14 protein-coding genes and 1 pseudogene are annotated in these 16,216 nt (G+C 61.8%); 4 read left to right on the forward strand and 11 right to left on the reverse strand.

Annotated elements, in window-relative coordinates:
• Nucleotides 1-10 precede the first annotated feature (10 nt).
• The 9 genes from nrdF (H3S97_RS01955) to H3S97_RS01995 all read right to left on the reverse strand — a co-directional run bounded on the left by nrdF (H3S97_RS01955) (nt 11) and on the right by H3S97_RS01995 (nt 9,646).
• Nucleotides 11-1,006 carry a class 1b ribonucleoside-diphosphate reductase subunit beta gene (nrdF, locus tag H3S97_RS01955; protein WP_029678084.1) on the reverse strand — a complete coding sequence of 332 codons (996 nt, stop codon included), beginning with the start codon at nt 1,004-1,006 and terminating at the stop codon, nt 11-13.
• A 170-nt stretch (nt 1,007-1,176) separates the two neighbouring features.
• Complete coding sequence (gene nrdE, locus H3S97_RS01960) at nt 1,177-3,372, reverse strand: class 1b ribonucleoside-diphosphate reductase subunit alpha (RefSeq protein ID WP_045935728.1); 2,196 nt, start codon at nt 3,370-3,372, stop codon at nt 1,177-1,179.
• A gap of 51 nt (nt 3,373-3,423) precedes the next feature.
• On the reverse strand, nt 3,424-3,921 hold the full coding sequence (gene nrdI, locus H3S97_RS01965; protein WP_198219458.1) for a class Ib ribonucleoside-diphosphate reductase assembly flavoprotein NrdI: 498 nt from the start codon (nt 3,919-3,921) through the stop codon (nt 3,424-3,426).
• Between the two features lie 175 nt (nt 3,922-4,096).
• Nucleotides 4,097-5,092, reverse strand: coding sequence for a class 1b ribonucleoside-diphosphate reductase subunit beta (gene nrdF / locus H3S97_RS01970; protein ID WP_045925134.1), 996 nt, complete (start codon nt 5,090-5,092; stop codon nt 4,097-4,099).
• A gap of 65 nt (nt 5,093-5,157) precedes the next feature.
• The gene (gene nrdI, locus H3S97_RS01975) at nt 5,158-5,646 is read right to left on the reverse strand and encodes a class Ib ribonucleoside-diphosphate reductase assembly flavoprotein NrdI (protein ID WP_198219459.1); all 489 of its coding nucleotides are present in this window, start codon (nt 5,644-5,646) and stop codon (nt 5,158-5,160) included.
• A 177-nt stretch (nt 5,647-5,823) separates the two neighbouring features.
• Nucleotides 5,824-6,924 (reverse strand): histidinol-phosphate transaminase, encoded by a 1,101-nt coding sequence (locus H3S97_RS01980; protein ID WP_198219460.1) that lies wholly within the window; start codon nt 6,922-6,924, stop codon nt 5,824-5,826.
• A gap of 119 nt (nt 6,925-7,043) precedes the next feature.
• Nucleotides 7,044-7,337 carry a co-chaperone GroES gene (gene groES, locus H3S97_RS01985; RefSeq protein WP_015022393.1) on the reverse strand — a complete coding sequence of 98 codons (294 nt, stop codon included), beginning with the start codon at nt 7,335-7,337 and terminating at the stop codon, nt 7,044-7,046.
• Nucleotides 7,338-7,515: 178 nt separating this feature from the next.
• Complete coding sequence (locus H3S97_RS01990; protein ID WP_198219461.1) at nt 7,516-8,916, reverse strand: hypothetical protein; 1,401 nt, start codon at nt 8,914-8,916, stop codon at nt 7,516-7,518.
• 76 nt (nt 8,917-8,992) lie between these two features.
• Nucleotides 8,993-9,646, reverse strand: a complete 654-nt coding sequence (locus H3S97_RS01995; protein ID WP_198187459.1) for a GNAT family N-acetyltransferase — start codon at nt 9,644-9,646, stop codon at nt 8,993-8,995.
• Between the two features lie 79 nt (nt 9,647-9,725).
• Here H3S97_RS01995 and H3S97_RS02000 point away from each other — a divergent pair, with 79 nt between their 5' ends.
• The 4 genes and pseudogenes from H3S97_RS02000 to H3S97_RS02015 all read left to right on the forward strand — a co-directional run bounded on the left by H3S97_RS02000 (nt 9,726) and on the right by H3S97_RS02015 (nt 12,255).
• A complete protein-coding gene (locus H3S97_RS02000) occupies nt 9,726-10,403 on the forward strand; it encodes a 5-formyltetrahydrofolate cyclo-ligase (protein WP_198187460.1) in 678 nt (225 codons plus the stop codon).
• A gap of 101 nt (nt 10,404-10,504) precedes the next feature.
• Nucleotides 10,505-10,717 carry an FmdB family zinc ribbon protein gene (locus H3S97_RS02005; protein WP_198187461.1) on the forward strand — a complete coding sequence of 71 codons (213 nt, stop codon included), beginning with the start codon at nt 10,505-10,507 and terminating at the stop codon, nt 10,715-10,717.
• Between the two features lie 76 nt (nt 10,718-10,793).
• Nucleotides 10,794-11,129, forward strand: a pseudogene (locus H3S97_RS08555) (SAF domain-containing protein); the annotation flags it as partial.
• Nucleotides 11,130-11,844: 715 nt separating this feature from the next.
• Entirely contained in the window at nt 11,845-12,255 is a 411-nt protein-coding gene (locus H3S97_RS02015) for an MscL family protein (RefSeq protein WP_408610417.1), read from the forward strand.
• Between the two features lie 9 nt (nt 12,256-12,264).
• On the opposite strand, the gene H3S97_RS02020 is transcribed toward H3S97_RS02015, so the two are convergent.
• The gene (locus tag H3S97_RS02020) at nt 12,265-12,498 is read right to left on the reverse strand and encodes a hypothetical protein (RefSeq protein WP_198177293.1); all 234 of its coding nucleotides are present in this window, start codon (nt 12,496-12,498) and stop codon (nt 12,265-12,267) included.
• Nucleotides 12,498-16,208: a helicase gene (locus H3S97_RS02025; protein ID WP_232356207.1), complete on the reverse strand. Its 3,711-nt coding sequence runs from the start codon at nt 16,206-16,208 to the stop codon at nt 12,498-12,500. The genes H3S97_RS02020 and H3S97_RS02025 overlap by 1 nt, the downstream gene beginning before the upstream one ends.
• Nucleotides 16,209-16,216 lie beyond the last annotated feature (8 nt).

Here is a 16,216-nt window from a genome sequence, read left to right on the forward strand (position 1 = left end):
GACGGGCAGGTCAGAAATCCCAGTCGTCGTCGTCGGTCTCCACGGCCTTGCCCATGACATAGGAGGAGCCCGAGCCGGAGAAGAAGTCGTGGTTCTCGTCGGCATTGGGGCTCAGCGAGGCGATGATGGCAGGATTCACATCGGTGGTGTCCGAGGGGAAGAGAGCCGGATAGCCCAGGTTCATCAGCGCCTTATTGCCGTTGTAGCGCAGGAACTTGGTGACGTCCTCCACCAGGCCCACCCCGGAGTACAGGCTCTCGGTGTATTCCACCTCGTTGTCGTACAGGTCTCCCAGAAGCTCATAGGTGTAGTCGCTCATGGCCTGACGCTCGGAGTCGGAAACCTTGGCCAGCCCCTTCTGGTACTTGTAGCCGATGTAGTAGCCGTGCACGGCCTCGTCCCGGATGATCAGGCGGATCAGGTCGGCCGTGTTGGTCAGCTTGGCATGGCTGGAGAAGTACATGGGCAGGTAGAAGCCCGAGTAGAAGAGGAAGGACTCCAGCAGGGTGGAGGCCACCTTACGCTTCAAGGGGTTGTCACCCTCGTAGTAGTCCAGGACGATCTGTGCCTTGCGCTGGAGGAACTCGTTATGCTCGCTCCACTCAAAGGCGGCGTCGATCTGAGGTGTGGAGGCCAGGGTGGAGAAGATGGAGGAGTAGGACTTGGCATGGACCGACTCCATGAAGGCGATGTTGGTGTAGACCGCCTCCTCATGGGGAGTCAGCGCATCCGGGATCAGGCTGACGGCGCCCACTGTCCCCTGGATGGTGTCCAAAAGGGTCAGCCCGGTGAAGACCCGCATGGTCAGGGTGTGCTCCTCCTCGCTCATGGCCTGCCAGGAGGGCAGATCATTGCTGACGGGAACCTTCTCGGGCAGCCAGAAGTTGCCGGTCAGACGGTCCCAGACCTCCAGGTCCTTCTCGTCCTCCAGACGGTTCCAGTTGATGGCGGAGACCCGGTCGATCAGCTTCAGCGGCTGCCGGGGAATGGAAATGGGTGGGACCATGGTTGATTGCTCCTTGTTGGATGGGTGTTCGACAGTACGATGCGGATCCTGACAGGACCGTCAGTCTACCGCATGGACGGACCCGACCTGTGGATGTGGATACCAAAGGGTCGGTGCCGCCCTCAAAGACGGCACCGACCAGTGATTGCATATGCCTTGGGACAGTTGCCTTAGAGCATGCAGCTGACGCAGCCTTCGACCTCGGTACCCTCCAGGGCCTGCTGGCGAATCCTGATGTAGTAGAGGGTCTTGATCCCCTTGCGCCAGGCGTAGATCTGAGCCTTGTTCAGGTCGCGGGTGGTGGCCGTGTCGGGGAAGAAGAGGGTCAGGGAGAGCCCCTGGTCCACATGCTGGGTGGCCTCGGCGTAGGTATCCACGATCTTCTTCCAGCCGATCTCGTAGGCGTCCTCGAAGTAGTCCAGATTCTCGTTGGTCATGTAGGGGGCCGGGTAGTAGACGCGCCCGATCTTGCCCTCCTTGCGGATCTCGATCTTGGATGCGATCGGATGGATGGAGCTGGTGGAGTGGTTGATGTAGGAGATGGACCCGGTCGGGGGGACGGCCTGGAGGTTTTGGTTGTAGATGCCGTCCTTGAGGATGGCCGCCTGGAGTTCCTTCCAGTCCTCCACGGTGGGGATGTGGACCTGATACTGGTCGAAGAGGTCCTTGATCCGCTGGGTCCTGGGCTCCAGGGAACGGCTGCCCTCGGTGTACTTGTCGAAGTAGTTCCCCTGCCCTGCCGGCTTGGCATAGTCGGACTTGGCGAAGGAGGCGAAGGCCTTCCCCCGCTCCACGGCCAGGGCATGGGAGGCCCTGTAGGCGTGGTAGGCCACGGTCATGAAGTACATGTCCGTGAAGTCCAGCCCCTCCTCGGACCCATAGTGGATGCCCTCGCGGGCCAGGAAGCCATGGAGGTTCATCTGACCCAGGCCGATGGCATGGCCCTCGTCGTTGCCCCGCTTGATTGAGGGGACGGCCTCGATGTTGGTGTGGTCGGAGACGGAGGTCAGGGCCCGCACCGAGGTTTCGACCGTGTCGGCCAGGCCGCCGTCCATGGCCTTGGCGATGTTGAGGGATCCCAGGTTGCATGAGATGTCACGGCCGATATGCTCGTAGTTCAGGTTCTCGGAGTAGGTACTGGGCTCCTGGACCTGCAGGATTTCCGAGCAGAGGTTGGACATGGTGATCCGGCCGTCGATGGGGTTGGCCTTGTTGACCGTGTCCTCGAAGAGGATGTAGGGGTAGCCGGACTCGAACTGGATCTCGGCCAGGGTCATGAAGAAGTCACGGGCATCGATGTACTTCTTGTGGATTCGCTTGTCCTTGACCATCTCCTCATAGTGCTCGGTGATGGAGATGTCGGCGAAGGGCTTGCCATAGACCCGCTCCACGTCGTAGGGCGAGAAGAGGGCCATGGGCTCCTTGCGCTTGGCCAGCTCGAAGGTGATGTCGGGGATGACCACGCCCAGGGCCAGGGACTTGATGCGGATCTTCTCGTCCGCATTCTCCCGCTTGGTGTCCAGGAAGCGCATGATATCGGGGTGGTGGGCCGACAGGTAGACGGCGCCGGCACCCTGGCGGGCACCCAACTGGTTGGCGTAGGAGAAGGAATCCTCCAGGAGCTTCATGACCGGGACCACGCCGCTGGACTGGTTCTCGATGTGTTTGATGGGTGCGCCCATCTCGCGCAGGTTGCTGAGCAGCAGGGCCACGCCGCCGCCCCTCTTGGACAGCTGCAGGGCGGCGTTGACGCCGCGGGAGATGGACTCCATGTTGTCCTCGATGCGCACCAGGAAGCAGGAGACCGGCTCGCCGCGCTGGGCCTTGCCCAGGTTCAGGAAGGTCGGGGTGGCGGGCTGGAAGCGGCCGGAGATGATCTCATCCGTGTACTTCATAGCTGCCTGCTCATCTCCGTCGGCCAGCTCCAGGGCCACGGCCACGCAGCGCTGGGGGAAGTCCTCCAGGTAGCGCTTGCCGTCGAAGGTCTTCAGCGCATAGGAGGTGTAGAACTTGAAGGCGCCCAGGAAGGTCTCGAATTCGAAGCCGCTCTCGGCCGCATGCCTGTAGATCCTGTCCAGGAACTCAGGGGTGTAGCGATCGAAGACCTTCCGATCGTAGTACTCGTGATCCAGGAGGTAGGCGATCCGCTCGGCCGTGGAGGGGAAGGTCATGGTGTTGGGCCCCACGTGCCGGTCCATGTACTGGCGCTCGGCCTCGTGGTCCTTGTCGAACTGGATCCTGCCGTCCTTGTCGTACAGGTTCAGCATGGCGTTCAGAGCATGGTAGTCGTGAGCCGGATCGAAGGTCTCCTCATCCTCGGATGCGGTCCTGTCCAGGGCCAGGGACGTGTCCTCGTTTGCTCCCATCGGGTGTCCTTTCATGAATATGGCAGTGATGATACGTGTAATGAAATCGGCTCATGACTCGGGGTGGTTGCGGAAGAAATCCACAACCCCGCGGCGGACCTTCTCCTGGTCCTCCTTGGTGCCCATGAGCTCGAAATAGTAGAGGAAGGGCACATTGCACTTGTGGGAGATGATGTCCCCCGCCATGCAGAAGGCCTCCCCGAAGTTGGTGTTGCCCGAGGCGATGACCCCCCGGATGCCGGCCCGGTTGGCCGGGTCGTTCAGGAAGCGCTTGATCTGCGGCATGACCGCCTTCTTGGCCGATCCTCCCCCATAGGTGGGGACGATCAGGATGTAGGGCTGCCGAATGTTGAGCGGCGGATCCTTGGGCCTCAGAGGGATGCGGAAGACGTCAATCCCCTCGTCGTCCAAATGGCAGTTGGCGATGAACCGGGCGGTATTGCGCGAGGCCGAAGAGAAGTAGACCACGGCCCCCAGGCGCTGGCCCCGGGCGGCGAACTCGGGAGCGCTGAGCTCCGAATCAGTTCCGGCGGTCTGCTGTTGCTCCATGCTTCCTCCTGATCAGGCCATCCAGAGCCTGTCTTGACGGTGATGCCCGCCCTGAGGACGGACCGATCAGAACCCGCCCAGCGCGAGCCTGAACTACTATATGTGCTATCGATATCGAAAACGGTGAGCATATATAGGGTTTTCTGTGCCCAATATCACACCGGCTCCAACTGGCCTAGAAGTCCCAGTCGTCGTCGTCCGTGGACTCGGAGTGCCCCATGACGTAGGAGGAGCCCGAACCCGAGAAGAAATCATGGTTCTCGTTGGCCGATGGCGACAGGGCCGCCAGGATCTCCGAGCTGACATCGGTCTGGTCGGCTGCGAACCGGGCCGGGTAGCCCAGGTTCATCAGCGCCTTGTTGGCATTGTAGCGAACGAAGGCGAAGACGTCCTCGACGAAGGGGAAGCCCTCATAGATCTGCCCGGAGTAGACCATCTCCAGATCGTAGAGCTTGTCCAGCAAATCATTGGTGAACTTCTCCAGCATGGCCTGGTCGGCCTGGGTCCTCTCCTCCAGGCCCCGCTGATACTTGTAGCCCGAGTAATAGCCGTGGATGGCCTTGTCGCGCAGGATCAGCCGGATCATGTCGGCCGTGTTCATCAGCTTGGCATGGCTGGAGAAGTACAGGGGCAGGTAGAAGCCCGCATAGAGCATGAGGGAGGAGAGCATGGTGGAGGCCACCTTGCGCTTCAGGGGATCCTCGCTGACGTACTCGTGCAGGACCGTGTGGACGCGCTCCTGGAGGACATCGTTGGCCACAGCCCAGCGGTAGGCCTTGTCGATCTCCTCGCTGGAGCAGAGGGTTGAGAAGACCGAGGAGTAGGAGCGGGCGTGGACCGACTGCATGAAGGCGATATTGGTATAGATGGCCTGCTCCTGCTCGGTCCGGGCGTGATCGATCTGTACCAGCTCGCCGATGGTGGCCTGGGTGGTGTCCAGCATGGTCAGTCCGGTGAAGACGCGGACCGTGGTCTGGCGCTCGTGATCGGTCAGGGTGTTCCAGGAGGGTATGTCGTTGGACAGGGGCACCTTCTCGGGCAGCCAGAAGTTGGAGACCAGGCGGTTCCAAACTTCCAGATCCTTCTCGTCGGTGATCTTGTTCCAGTTGACCGGGCGAATCCTGGCCTCAGGGGTGACCCGGTACTGGGGCGGGGTGATGGATTGGCGCATCATCTCGTCGTCGGCATAGACGCCGGCCTCTGACTTGGCGCTCTCTTTGGTGCTTTCCTGCTGGCTCATGACAAAACCGCCTTTCGTGAATCAGTCGACTGCTGCTGGAGCTGCACTCCCATTCCGGCCAGGATGGCCCTGACCGCTTGAACATCCTCCGAGGTGCCCAGCAGCTCGAAGCGATAGAGCTCAGGGACACCGCACCGGCGGGCTATCAACGGACCTGCTGCGCAATAGGCGCTGCCGAAGTTTCGGTTGCCCGAGGTGATGACCCCGCGAATCAGCCCGCGGTTGACCGGATTGTTCAGGAAGTGGATGACCTGCTTGGGCACGGCTCCCTTGGCTGACCCGCCGCCATAGGTGGGCACCAGCAGAAGGTAGGGCGTATCCATAACGGGCATGGGCTGGCGCCGCTCATACAGGGGGATGCGGATGGGCCCCTCCACGCCCAGCCGCTGAACAAAGCGGTGGGTGTTGTTGGAGACGCTGGAGAAATACACCAGCCCGAAGGCGCCATCGGGAGGATCGTGCCGATCCACATCTGCTGAAGACATAGTGACTGCTGCTCCTTGGTAAACACTATATATTGGATAGACTTAGCCAGCCAACCACAATATATAGGTTTATCCAGGACGACACAAGTTCACAGGAACAAAACCGCCCCCGCTGTGACATTCCATACAAGAACGGAGGCGGCAAGCATTTACATTTACACTCGCGCTATTGCGGCCTTAGTCAGATATCGGGTCCTGCGGCAAACCCCTTCGACGCAGGTCTGCGCAAACCTCCAGGACGCGATCGTTGGCCTCCCGCTCCCCCACAGTGATGCGGATGCCCTCGCCAGGGAAGGTTCTGACCGACAGACCCGCGTCGCGGAACCGCTGATCAGCCTGCGCAGCCGCATGACCCAGTGGCAGCCAGTAGTAGTTGGCCCGAGGTTCAGGAATCTTCCACCCCTGCTCCTTCAAACCAGCCAGGATTCTGGCCCGTTCATGCTTGAGAGCCCGGACCCGTTCGGCCAGGCTATCCTGTGCGTCCAGGCTGGCCATCGCCGCCGTTTGGGCCACATCGGTGACGCCGAAGGGCAGGGCCACCTTGTTCATGCCGGCAATGATCGGCTCGGCGGCCACGGCGTATCCGATCCGCAGACCGGCCAGCCCGTAGGCCTTGGAAAAGGTCCGGGCCACTATCACATTGGGATGCTCACGCATGAGCGACAGCCCGTCGGCCCGATCAGGGTCGTCGTTGAACTGTATGTAAGCCTCGTCGAAGAGCACCGGCAGGTCTGCAGGCAGGGCTTGCAGCAACCGTTCGGCCTGGCTGCGATCGACATTGGTCGCAGTCGGATTGTTGGGGTTGTTGACAATGACCAATCTGGTATGCTCGTTGACCGCCGCAATCATGGCTTCGATGTCATGGCACCCCTGGTCATCCAGGGGCACGGGCACCCCGGTGGCACCAGCCGAGGTGACGATGATGGGATAGGCCTCGAAACTGCGCCAGGGATAGACCACCTGATCGCCATGACCGGCCACCAGATCAACCAGCTGGGTGATGACCTCGGTGGACCCGCATCCCAGCTGAATGCATGCAGGATCCACCCCATGCAGCTGGGCCAGCCGCTCCACCAGACGGGTGCCACGCATGTCAGGATAGCGGTTCAGATGGCCCAGGGCCTGCTCGGAGACGGTCTGGATCACGCCGGGCAGGGGCGGGTACGGGTTCTCGTTGCTGGAGATCTTGTAGCTTGTCAACCCGGGAACAGATGGTGCCGGGCTGCCCTGCCGGTAACCGGGCAGGGCATCAATGCTGGGACGATGACGATAGTACATGGGCACCATGCTAGCGGCCGCCATATGTCCCTGCGGGGTCTATTCCGCTGCACGGTCCTCCCGAGACGCGAATGGCCCCCGGTCCTTCCGCAGGACCGGGGGCCACGATCACCGCCTCTTTACTTGAGGATGGCCAGAACGTCGCGCGCGGACACGATCAGGTAGTCCTCGCCGCCGTAGTTGACCTCGGTGCCGCCATACTTGGAGTACAGAACCTTGTCGCCAACCTTGACATCCATGGGGATGCGCTCGCCCTTGTCGTCACGACGGCCGGGGCCTGCCGCCAGCACCTCACCCTGCTGGGGCTTCTCCTTGGCGGTATCGGGGATGACCAGCCCGGAAGCGGTCTTGGTCTCCGCCTCAGCCTGCTTGATGACGATCTTGTCTTCCAACGGTGTGAGTGAAATCGACACTGTGGACCTCCTACATCTTGTGAGAACAGCCAATGAACCCACGCCGGAACGTCGATGAGAGGCTGACGAACACTCACCACGCATTCCTTTGCGCTACAAGTCATAGTAGCGCGAAATTAGCACTCTGCCAACTTGAGTGCTAACGCTGGTGGTGAAAGAAAGGTCGCCGATTGGTCGCTCAGGACTTGGCTGCCGGACGACGCCGGGCCAATATAGCCTCCACGCCGATGGACAGGGAGTCCTCGCTGCGATCGGGCGCCTCGACCTGGGCCTGCAACTCCCGCTTGTGAAAGTCGTCGGGCCGGCCATCGGTCTTCTTCTTTTCGGGGGGACGGGCCACGGAGACCTGACGGGTGGACTTGATCTCCAGGCTGTGGGGACCCTCGTCTTCGCTGTTCCTGCCGTCCTTGCCTGACCCCTCGCCACGGGCCGATCCCAAGGAAAAGGAAATCAGATCCTGGCCCGCCGCCATGCCGAAGGCATCCAAGGCCGGAGAAGGACTGATGCGCTCAAGCTCATTGGTGGCATCGTCCTGGGCCTTTGCCGTGGACGATGGAGACGGGTGCTCTTTGCCAGCAGATTCAGAGACCGATCCGGACCTGTCTGTATGGGTACTGGCGGATTGAGCAGACTTCGACCGCGGGGAGGTTGAGGACTTGTCCACTGACGATTTGGACACTGGGGGCGTGGAGGCGGTCTTTTGGGCCTTCGAGGATTTGGTAGTTGCCGGTTTGGAAGCCGTCGACCCAGAATCTGCTTGCTTGGCTGGGGGCCGTTCAGAGGCCTTCTTGGCGACGGACGGACCATTCGACGCGTGTCCGGTCTGCGCAGCGGTCTTCTCGGGCGACTTGACGGACCCGGCCGAACCCTTGGCCTTGCTGCCGTCGACTGTCGACTTGACAGGCTTTGCAGAATCGTGCCGTCGGGCCTTGAGGGCCGCCTGCTGATCAGCCTTGGCCTGGGCAAGCGTTCGACGGATCTCACCCTGGTCAAGCACATCCGTGGCAGTTTCCGTGCGGCCCTCATTCTTGGTCTGCCCTGGCCTGCCGGAGGTCTTGTCCTTAGTCAGACCGGCCGCCTGCTGACGACGCTGCCGGGCACGCCGCTGGGCCAAATTTCGCTCCCAGGCCCGAGCCTGGGCTGAAGCATGCGCGCCTGCGGCCAATACCACTATCACCAAGGCCAGAGGAATCAAAGTGAACCATGGGCTGTAGCCCAAGGGGAAAGAAAGTCCGGCCACCAGCAGGGTGACGACCAAGAGGGCAAGGACCAGGATGCGACGACGACGTATGGCCGCGCGGCGCAACTGTCTGATCTGCTTGATGCGCTGGGCCTGACTGCGCCGGTTGCCATCCTGCTGCCCTTGCTGCATGACCAACCCTTTCACCGTCCTCGACTGCCTGTCGCAGAACCTCATGCCGTCTTCCCGCCCCACCATGTGCAGGGAGGTGGAAAGCCTGTCCTGGCGATGCTCCGAGGCCCGCTTCATGCCCTTGACGGTGCGAAACGGCAGCCAACCCAGCACCAGAATCACCGCAATCACCAAAACCACGATGCTGCTGAGTGATTCATAAACCATAGGTACTACGTTAGTTGACGGTATGCCCCAAGCGGCAAGTCAAACCCAGCGTGTCGACCATGTCCGTCCCAGGAGCTCACAGACGAGCCAGCAAATCCGGATCGAATTGGTCGCTGATCCAGGCAAAGGTCAGGTGGTCCCGCCACTGTCCGTTTACATACATGTAGCTACGGCGCAGCCCCTCCGGCTCCATGCCCAGCTTTTGGACTACACGCAGGGAGCGCTGGTTTTCAGGCAGAATCGCCACCTCCAGACGGTGTAGATGAGGCCCCTTCCTGTCCCTGAAGGCCCAATTCGCCAACATGGCCAAGGCCAGTGGCGCGAATCCGTGACCAATCCAATCCTGATCCACCCAGTAGCCCGCTACCGCCGTGCACATGGACCCGTATCGGATGGCACCCAGGGAAATCTGCCCGACAATGCTCTGATGAAACTCCATTAGAAAGACCGCTGAAGTCCCCTCCTGCCGGGAACGCTCCAACTCCTGCATCCATTGGGCATAGGTCATGCCGGGTCCGTGGCGGGGATCCCCTGATTCCCATGGAGCCAGCCACTCACGATTCCTCCATCGGACCGCATTCCAGGCTGCCTGGTCACCATCGCGGATGGGCCTGAGCAGGAAGTCCCCATGGCCTGGGGGCGCAGTCAGACGATCAGGCAGATTCAAGACATGGTACGACCTGGCTCGGGAACCCTGCCAGACCTGGCGGAAGGTATGCAGAACCGACATGACTCCATGTTCTCACCGAACGGCCATGGAGGCAGGCAAGCGTCCACCAGGGAGAGCCCCTGCTGGTAGACCTGAGGACATGAACGAGCAGGAACGCATCGATATGGAAAAGCAGGATCGGCGCGGCAGGCTGCTTGAAGCCAGGCGGCGTATCGACCCGGCCCAATGTCTGGACGCAGGCCGCAAGCTGGCCGATCTGCTGGCCGTCCAGGTGCTTGCCAAGGTCGAACGCTCCCGAGGCGATCAGAGCCTGACCGTGGCTGCCTTTGCCTCCATTCGGGGAGAGATAGCCATGGACCCCAGCCTGGACCTCCTGCTGGGCCGGGGCCACCGGGTGCTCATCCCCATGCTGGGCACGGGCACCCAAGTAGGTTGGGGATGCTTGCAATCAGAGCAGGATCTGGACGACATGAAGCGGATTCCCGGCTGGCGGCCGGACGAACCCGATATGTCGGCCCTGCCAGCGCAGGCCTTGGATCAGGCCGATCTGATTCTGGTGCCCGCACTGGCCATCGACCATGCCGGCATTCGTCTGGGTCGAGGCGGCGGCTGGTATGACCGGGCTTTGGCCCTGCGGGCAGAACAGACTTCAGTGGTGGGCATCTGCTGGCCTGGCGAATTCGTGGAAGCCCCTCTGCCCCATCTGGACCATGACCTTCCTGTGGATGCCGTCCTGACGCCCGAAGGTTTCACGCCCACAGCCGCAGGTCTGTCACGAGGGCCCGGAGCGGACCATAATGGTGATGAACAAGACTGACGAGAGGCCCGGTGCCGATTCTTCTGGTCGAAGCCACCACTAGGATATTGGGTGTTGAACCAATCGTCGCGCGAACCGACCATCAGCGGAGGGAAAGAACGGTGCCCACCTATCATTATCGTTGCAAGAACTGCGGATACGACTTTACCAAGGAGCAGTCTTTCAACGACGAGCCCATCACCATCTGCCCCAAGTGCGGGCAGCAGCAGGTCCGCAAGGTCTTTTCCGCAGTGCCCATCGAGTTCAAGGGCCATGGTTTCTACCGGACCGATGGAGCCTCATCCTCCTCTTCAAGCTCCACAAGCAGCAAGTAAGTAGACCGAGAGGCACATTCGACCACATCGACCATGCAGACCCATATGCCTGCCAAATTCCTGACAGGCTGGGGGCATGGTCGATTTTTCCATCTTCAGCAACAAGGGCAAGCCTTCAGCAGCCGGATCCCTAATCCGCCGACGGCGGCTTTTTAAGCTGCGCCGTGCGGGAGCCGCCCTGGCATTGGGGCTGGCGGTTTTCTGCGCCCTGCAGATCCTGGTCCAGGCCCAGGGCCGCCTGTCCATACTGGTCGCCGCGCGACCTATTGCACGCGGATCAGCCATCGAACCTGGCATGGTCGAAACGCGAATCCTGCACGGCAGGGAACGGCTGCCTGGCCTGATCTCCTCATTTGGACAAGTACGTGGACGGCGGCTGATGATCAGCCTGCACACAGGGCAACCGCTGACCACAGCCATGATCAGCAACAGACCGGCACAGCCACCCGGGACCACCCCGGTGACCGTCCGCCTGGCCGACGATCCAGGAGACCTGCAGGCTGGTGACAAGGTGAATTTGCTGGCCTCGGGAGACTGCCCAACCGGTGCCGACACGCATTCCGCCCAGCCGAGTTCCCTACCACCTTCCGCGAGAGACCAGCCAGGTTCTGACAACAAACCAGGGTTTTCCCATGTCCAGCAAGTCAACGGCCTGCAGACACCGACGCCCGGACAGACCCAAGGCGTTGGACGCTGCACGTTAGCCGAGCAGGCACTGGCTCTACAACCGGCACAGACCATCGCCAAAGATCGATCCGATCTGGAAGGCCGGGAGGGCAACCGGGTCCGGCAAACATCCCAGGCGGTCTTCGCCCTGGATGCCAGTCAGGCTCTGCTCCTGTTATCGCTGGATCCATCCACCCCGGTCATTGCCATCCGACCTGACAGAGCGTCCGCATCGACACCCTCCAATCATGTCGGAAAACCGAAACAATCCTGGGCCCGCGATAATGGAGGAAGAAGCAGGCATGGGCTTTCCACGCCTCATATCAGCTACGGAAGGATGCAGAATGGCCTCAATCAACCAGGTGGCGGCCAAGGATACCGCCGAAGCAGTCCACAAAATCTCACAGATCAGCAACAAGGGTGTGCTGGGCGAATTCAAGCAGTTCATCTCGCGTGGATCCATGGTGGACATGGCCGTGGGCGTGGTCATGGGTTCGGCGGTGACCAGCGTGGTCAACGCCATCGTCAACAATCTGATCAGCCCACTGATCGCCATGATCTTCGGCAAACCGGACCTGTCGGGACTCCTGACCATCAGCTACCGGAACGCCACCATCTCCTTCGGTGCCATTCTGACGGCTCTGCTCAACTTCCTCCTGATCGCCATCGCCGTCTACTTCTGCATCATCATGCCCATCAACAAGTTGCGGCAGCTGAGCCGGGCGGCCTCGGGCATCAAGGACCAGCCCAACGCTCCCAGCCCCCAGGACCAGAGCCTGCAGCTGCTGCGCCAAATCGCCGACGACATCCACCAGTCGACAGGTGCAGACAGTCAACAGGCTGGAACCGGACTGCCCAAGAGTCAGGATTAGGACCGACAGTCAGTCGCCGCGCTCATTGGGGAAGAGCCCCCAGTGAGGCGGCAGTTCGCCCAGAATCCGTCGATCATCCCCATCAAGGCGATCCTGTGCACAGACACGGTCCTGGGGATCTTCCTCGGTGCCATCGACATCGAACCGTTCCTTGCCTGGACGAACCACCCGCCGATGCCGACGCCGACGCGGAGCCGCAGACTCACCGGTCTGGTTCCCCCGGTCCGGCTGATTATCCGCCATCAACGCGCCTGCTGGTAGATGTCGGCAAGGCGGGCAACGATCCTGTCGGCTTCCTTGTCGGGGTTGACAAAGGCCGAAACGCTCCAGACGGTCATGACCGACCAGCCAAGATACTGCAAATCCTCGGTGGTGAACCGATGACGCTCCCGGGTGGACTGGGTGTGCATGAACTCGGCATCGTCGGTCAGCACAGCCAAAGCATAGGGCTTGTTCTTGAGCCCCACCACCAGCGGAATTCTGGGTGCCTGGTCGTACCCGTAATCCAGGGCCACATCCAGCCCCCGGGTCCGCAGTCTCTGGGCCAGATCCCTGAAGAGCACATTGGTGGACTGCTCGGCTTGCTCGGGCCGGGCAGGTTCGGCATCGGGATGCTCAACCCAAGTCAACAGATCCTTGAGCAGACGCGGCCCCGGCTGGTGGATGCGGTCAGCCTCAAGATCATCGGCCGAGAATGCAGCGACGATGTCCAGATTCCGATCCGGCAGGACCAGAGCATCCAGCAACATACCCTTGCCCCCTTCGCCTTCCAAATCGCCGAACTGCTGCAGAAGACGGCCGTGGGTAGTCTTGGCAAAGCCCAGAGTAAGGATTACGTCCGTGGCCCGGGCGCCGCAGACCTCGTCGATGCCGACGATGCGTACATGCCGCAGGAACTTGGCGAAGATCCTGTCCTTGGCCGCAGCCGACTTGAGTTCGGCCCCCAGCCTTGAGCGGTGGGTGGCCGACAGGGTGACCACAGTCAGCAGATAACTGTTCGGCACCAGGGAGAAGGATCCGGCCTTGCGTTTGAGCATTTCGACAACTGCGGCCACCTCCTGTTGGCTGGACTCTACCAGCCCAGTGGCCATGACAGGGACGCCGGCTCCCTCCACCCTGGTCAGGGTTACCCTGCCAGGCTCCCGGCAATCGGGGACAGGTGCCGACAAATCCCCATAGCCATGATCCTTCAGGAAGGTGTCCAGTCGAATCGAGCGGCGCGAGGGCCGGGCTTTGACGGTGACCGGGACCAGGTGGTCGACCAGCTGCAAGAGACCATCCGAGGTGATGGTAGGACGGTGCGTGATGACCGCCACCTGCCGGGCACGAGCCAGCACTGTCAACACCTGGATGGAAGGCATATGGGCTCCGGCATCGATGATGACCGTGTCGGCCAGCTGTGTCGGATTGGTCCTGGTCGCCAGCGTGGCCGGAGTCGCGATGATGATGGGTTTGGCCGCCGACAGGATGCCGGGGTGGGCCTGCTGGAAGACCGCAAGGGAGGCACCGGGGTTGCCGGCCAGCATGGTGTGCAGCTGATTGGCCTCCTGGGTGCGGGAAAAGAGCAGCTCGGACAGGCGCTTTTCGCTCTCCTGGGCGACCATGGGCCCTACGCTGGCCACGTGCTGGGCATCCACCTGACTGAAGCGGTCGGCTGCGTTGGACAGGGCGGAACCGTCCTGGTTGGAGATGATCTGCGAGGAGCGCATGATGTCGTCGAAGACCGTGGTCCACCAGGCCAGCTGCAACTCGGCCCGTACCGCTTTGCCCTCGACCTGACGGTTGCGCAGGTCCTGGACAAGGTCCTGCAGCCCCGCCTTGTTGAATTCGTCCTCCAGGGCGCAGCGCTCAGGCAAGGTATCCAGGGCTGTATGGTCGTCAAAGAGCGCCTTGAGCCGTTCCTCCACCTTGTTCAAGTCCATGGTCTCCAGATCGCCGCCAGCCGGAGTCGTAGCCAGAACGGTGTCCAGAGCTGTCATGTCGCGAATCAGGGATTCCTGGGTGTCGATGATGACGTCCAGCTTCGGCGGCAGGACCGGCCAGCCGCCGTGGGGGACGAAGGTCCGCCATTGCTCGGCCTGCTTGGAGACCACCACCAGCGACTCATGCAGATCCTCGACCTGCGCGCCGGGCCTGAGCAGGCTCTTGGCCTCCTTGACCAGACGTCGGCGTTCCCAGAATCCCAGATTGGTGCCATTGGCCTTGCGATCGGCCTTGGACTTGGTGGCCTCAATCATGGAGGGAATATCACGCTCGAAGATGGAAGGCTGGAAGACATCCAGGACCCGTCGCAGGTTCTTGAGGACCACCACCTGCCGCCCCCAATCCTTGACGGTGGCCGGCACGGGGAATCCGCAGGTCTCCACAGTGGATTTGACCTGTTCACGGGTGTCCGGCAGAAGCCGCTGCAGGAGGCGAACCACACGGGAGTATGCGTCCACAGCCTCGTTCTCGTTGACCAGAGTGGCGCCGAACCAAGGCGTGTCCTGTGGGCCGATGACGAACTCGCCCAGCTCGGCAGCCCTCTCCAGCTTGTCCGCCCAGGCATCCAGCTCGGGCTGCAGGTTGTGGGCCGTCGCCGCACCCAGACGGACACGGGTGGCAGGATGCGTAGGCATGTTGGCGATGTTGGCCAGATTCTGAATGGTCTGGTAGGCCGAAACCCCCCAGCTGGAATCCACCCCATGCAGATCACCCAGGTAGCGGGTCAGCCGGGAGCGGACACCCACAAGCTCGTCAGCCACCTGATCGAAGTGTTCGCTGGCCTTGCCGGGTTTGAACCCCACTGCATCAATCAGCCGCTGGTCCAGGACCCGGCCAAGCTGATCGTCTGTCAGGTCAAGAGCCATGTCCGCCATCCCGGCGGCATCCAGACGATGCTGGAAGCGTCGCTTCTCCTCCACCACGCAGGGCACATAGAGCACGGTCCTGCCGGCGGTGACGCAGCGCGAAGCAATGGCCAGAGCATCGTCGGCGCTGTGGCGGCCGGTCTGTTCATCGACAAGCACACTGTGTCCGGTCGCCACCAGCTGGGCGGCATAACGGACCTGGTTGTCCACGTCTCCGGCCTCGAACTCGCTGTGGGGGTCAGCATCAAAGGGGCTGTAGTCGGGCACTGGTCCGCCCTTGAGCCGCTCCGAGGCAGCCTGGTCGCCAGCCAAGGCATCCAGCAGATCGTTGCCGGTGGCCCCGGCGGTCATCCGGTCCAGGATCCGAAGGCTCTCGCCCAGCAACTGGGCGGATGGCTCGATAAAGCACCCAAGAACGATTTTCCGTTCAATGGTGAAGTCGCTGATATGCGGCGTAATCAGGGCCGTCATGTCCTTGAACAGTGAAGAAGTTTCGGGGGTGCCGCCCTGATAGTGGGAGGCGGAAAACAGGCGGTCCGGATCCAGGGTGATGCCCCGCTCACGCATGGCCGAAATCAGGGCAGGGTTAAGGTCCACCTTGCCTGTGAACCTGATGGAGGACCTGGAGGCCCCCTGTGTGCTCTCGTCAATACGCACGGGATAGAGCAGTACAGGCATGTCGCGCCCCTGCCAGGCGGCCACTCCCACCACCATGGAAAGCTGGGCGAAACCACTGGCACGCTCCTTGGCGGCCTGATCGTCCAGAACCCGCTCCATGCGCCGGTGGGCTGCGCGCAGCATGCCACGGTCTCGGAATAGCGCGTCCAGATGGACCTGGCCGCTGGCGAAGAGCTGGGCGATGCCTGAAGGATGCGCATGGGTCAGGTCCATCTGCGCCGCCAGCTGCGACACATTCTCCAAGGGGGTCAGGCCCACTTGGTTCTGGTAATCCTGGCGCCATCCCCGGATTCGCTCCAGTGGAGTCAACGGGGCCTTGACCTCTTCTGCGGCGCGGTCGGAGGAGGAGCCGGCCGTCGATGCCTGTGCATCTTCAGCCCGTTTGTCCTCTTCGGATCCCCCGGTGCTCATTACCGTCTCGCTCATCCGTCCAC

Source organism: Bifidobacterium choladohabitans (assembly GCF_016102005.1).
GTDB lineage: Bacteria > Actinomycetota > Actinomycetes > Actinomycetales > Bifidobacteriaceae > Bombiscardovia > Bombiscardovia choladohabitans.

Bases quoted from the DNA above. Each gene is read 5' to 3' on its own strand.
- nrdF (WP_029678084.1), bottom strand. From the start codon at position 1,006: ATGGTCCCACCCATTTCCATTCCCCGGCAGCCGCTGAAGCTGATCGAC.
- nrdE (WP_045935728.1), bottom strand. From the start codon at position 3,372: ATGGGAGCAAACGAGGACACGTCCCTGGCCCTGGACAGGACCGCATCC.
- nrdI (WP_198219458.1), bottom strand. From the start codon at position 3,921: ATGGAGCAACAGCAGACCGCCGGAACTGATTCGGAGCTCAGCGCTCCC.
- nrdF (WP_045925134.1), bottom strand. From the start codon at position 5,092: ATGCGCCAATCCATCACCCCGCCCCAGTACCGGGTCACCCCTGAGGCC.
- nrdI (WP_198219459.1), bottom strand. From the start codon at position 5,646: ATGTCTTCAGCAGATGTGGATCGGCACGATCCTCCCGATGGCGCCTTC.
- H3S97_RS01980 (WP_198219460.1), bottom strand. From the start codon at position 6,924: ATGTACTATCGTCATCGTCCCAGCATTGATGCCCTGCCCGGTTACCGG.
- H3S97_RS01990 (WP_198219461.1), bottom strand. From the start codon at position 8,916: ATGGTTTATGAATCACTCAGCAGCATCGTGGTTTTGGTGATTGCGGTG.
- H3S97_RS01995 (WP_198187459.1), bottom strand. From the start codon at position 9,646: ATGTCGGTTCTGCATACCTTCCGCCAGGTCTGGCAGGGTTCCCGAGCC.
- H3S97_RS02000 (WP_198187460.1), top strand. From the start codon at position 9,726: ATGAACGAGCAGGAACGCATCGATATGGAAAAGCAGGATCGGCGCGGC.
- H3S97_RS02015 (WP_408610417.1), top strand. From the start codon at position 11,845: ATGGTGGACATGGCCGTGGGCGTGGTCATGGGTTCGGCGGTGACCAGC.
- H3S97_RS02020 (WP_198177293.1), bottom strand. From the start codon at position 12,498: ATGGCGGATAATCAGCCGGACCGGGGGAACCAGACCGGTGAGTCTGCG.
- H3S97_RS02025 (WP_232356207.1), bottom strand. From the start codon at position 16,208: ATGAGCGAGACGGTAATGAGCACCGGGGGATCCGAAGAGGACAAACGG.